The sequence below is a fragment of the Candidatus Frankia nodulisporulans genome (assembly GCF_902806475.1).
Classification (GTDB): domain Bacteria; phylum Actinomycetota; class Actinomycetes; order Frankiales; family Frankiaceae; genus Frankia; species Frankia umida.
The window spans coordinates 1-1530 of the sequence record NZ_CADCWS010000464.1; the positions used below are offsets into that span (position 1 = coordinate 1).

Consider the following 1530-nt stretch of genomic DNA (forward strand, 5'->3'; position numbering starts at 1 on the left):
TGATGTCCCGACGTCCCGACATCCGTCAGCATGATCCAAGGAGACGAGTCAACGATGTTCCCAGACCTGGCCGGGCGACGCGCCCTGGTCACCGGCGGCACCCGCGGCATCGGCCGCTCGGTCGTGCTCGGCCTCGCCCAGGCCGGCGCGACCGTCGTCGTCGGCCACCAGCGCCAGACCGAGGACGCCGAGAGCCTGCGCCGCGAACTCAAGGACACCGGCGGCGACCACCTGCTCGTCCAGGCCGACGTCGCGGACCCGGCCCAGATCGGCGAGCTGCTCGAGGCCACCGGAACCCACCTCGGCGGCCTCGACATCGTCGTCAACAGCGTCGGCACGATCAGCCACGTCCCGTACGCCCAGCTGCCGTTGGAGGCATGGACCCAGGTCCTGGCCACCAACCTGACCGCCACCCACCTGGTCACCCAGGGCGCGCTGGCGCTGCTCGGCGACTCCGGATCGGTGATCAACATCGGTTCCGGGGCGGGGCTGGTCGGCGTGCCGCTGCGGGCCCACTACACCGCGGCGAAGACCGGACTGATCGGACTGACCCGGTCGCTGTCCAAGGAACTGGGCGGCCGCGGCATCCGGGTGAACCTGGTCTCGCCCGGCGTCATCGAGACCGACCAGGCCGCCGGCATGCCCGACGCGGCCCGCGCGGCCTACACCAACCGCATCCCGCTCGGTCGCCTCGGCGAGGCCCACGAGGTCGCCGCGGTCGTGCTGTTCCTGGCCAGCGACGTGTCGTCGTACGTCAACGGCGCCACCTTCACCGTCGACGGAGGTATCTGATGGCAGCCACATCCCCCTTCCGGATCATGCTGACCATGCGCATCCACCCGGGTCGTGAGGCCGAGTTCGAACAGACCTGGCTCAACATCGGTGACGGCATCACCTCGCACCCGGCGAACCTCGGCCAGTGGCTGGTGCGTTCCGAGGACGAGCTGGGCACCTACTTCATCATCAGTGACTGGGTGGACGAGGCGAGCTTCCGCGAGTTCGAGCTCAGCGAGGGCCACCTGACGCACCGCAAGATCCTGCACCCGCTGCGGGCCAGCGGCACCATGGCCACCGGCTCGGTGCTCGCCCACCTGGTGGGCACGGCATCGCAGCCCGTGCCCGCGGCCGGCTAGCCCCGTGGCCGACGACAACCAGTCAGCCCTGGCCGCCCCGGCGGCCAGGGTGCGGGTGATGCTGTGGGCGGTCGACCCGGCGGGGGAGCCCGGCGCGGTCGAGCGGGCCTACCACGAGATCAGCTCCAAGCTGGTCGGCACGCCCGGTCTGCTCGGTAACACCCTGCAGCGCTCGGTGTCCGATCCCACGCGGTACGCCGTCGTCAGCGTGTGGTCGAGCATGGCCGAGTTCAGCGCGTGGGAACAGGGCGCGAACCACCGCGGGACGACCTCCCCGCTGCGTCCGCTGCAGGACCCCGAGCGTCGCCCTGCGATCTACACCGAGGTCGCCGCCTACGGCCCGCAGGGCCCGTTCGACCCGGCCCCACCCGCCTGACCAGCCCCACCCGCCTGACCA

The 1530-nt window shown here is 71.4% G+C and carries 3 protein-coding genes; all 3 read left to right on the plus strand.

Annotated elements, in window-relative coordinates; translation table 11 throughout:
* The first annotated feature begins 54 nt into the window (after positions 1–54).
* Genes G6R24_RS20820 through G6R24_RS20830 form a run of 3 tightly spaced genes read left to right on the plus strand, consistent with a single transcriptional unit; the run spans position 55 to position 1509 of the window.
* Positions 55–792 carry an SDR family NAD(P)-dependent oxidoreductase gene (locus G6R24_RS20820; protein WP_163550819.1) on the plus strand — a complete coding sequence of 246 codons (738 nt, stop codon included), beginning with the start codon at positions 55–57 and terminating at the stop codon, positions 790–792.
* Complete coding sequence (locus G6R24_RS20825; RefSeq protein WP_163550820.1) at positions 792–1133, plus strand: antibiotic biosynthesis monooxygenase family protein; 342 nt, start codon at positions 792–794, stop codon at positions 1131–1133. The genes G6R24_RS20820 and G6R24_RS20825 overlap by 1 nt, the downstream gene beginning before the upstream one ends.
* Positions 1134–1191: 58 nt before the next feature.
* The gene (locus G6R24_RS20830; protein WP_163550821.1) at positions 1192–1509 is read left to right on the plus strand and encodes an antibiotic biosynthesis monooxygenase family protein; all 318 of its coding nucleotides are present in this window, start codon (positions 1192–1194) and stop codon (positions 1507–1509) included.
* Positions 1510–1530: the final 21 nt, after the last annotated feature.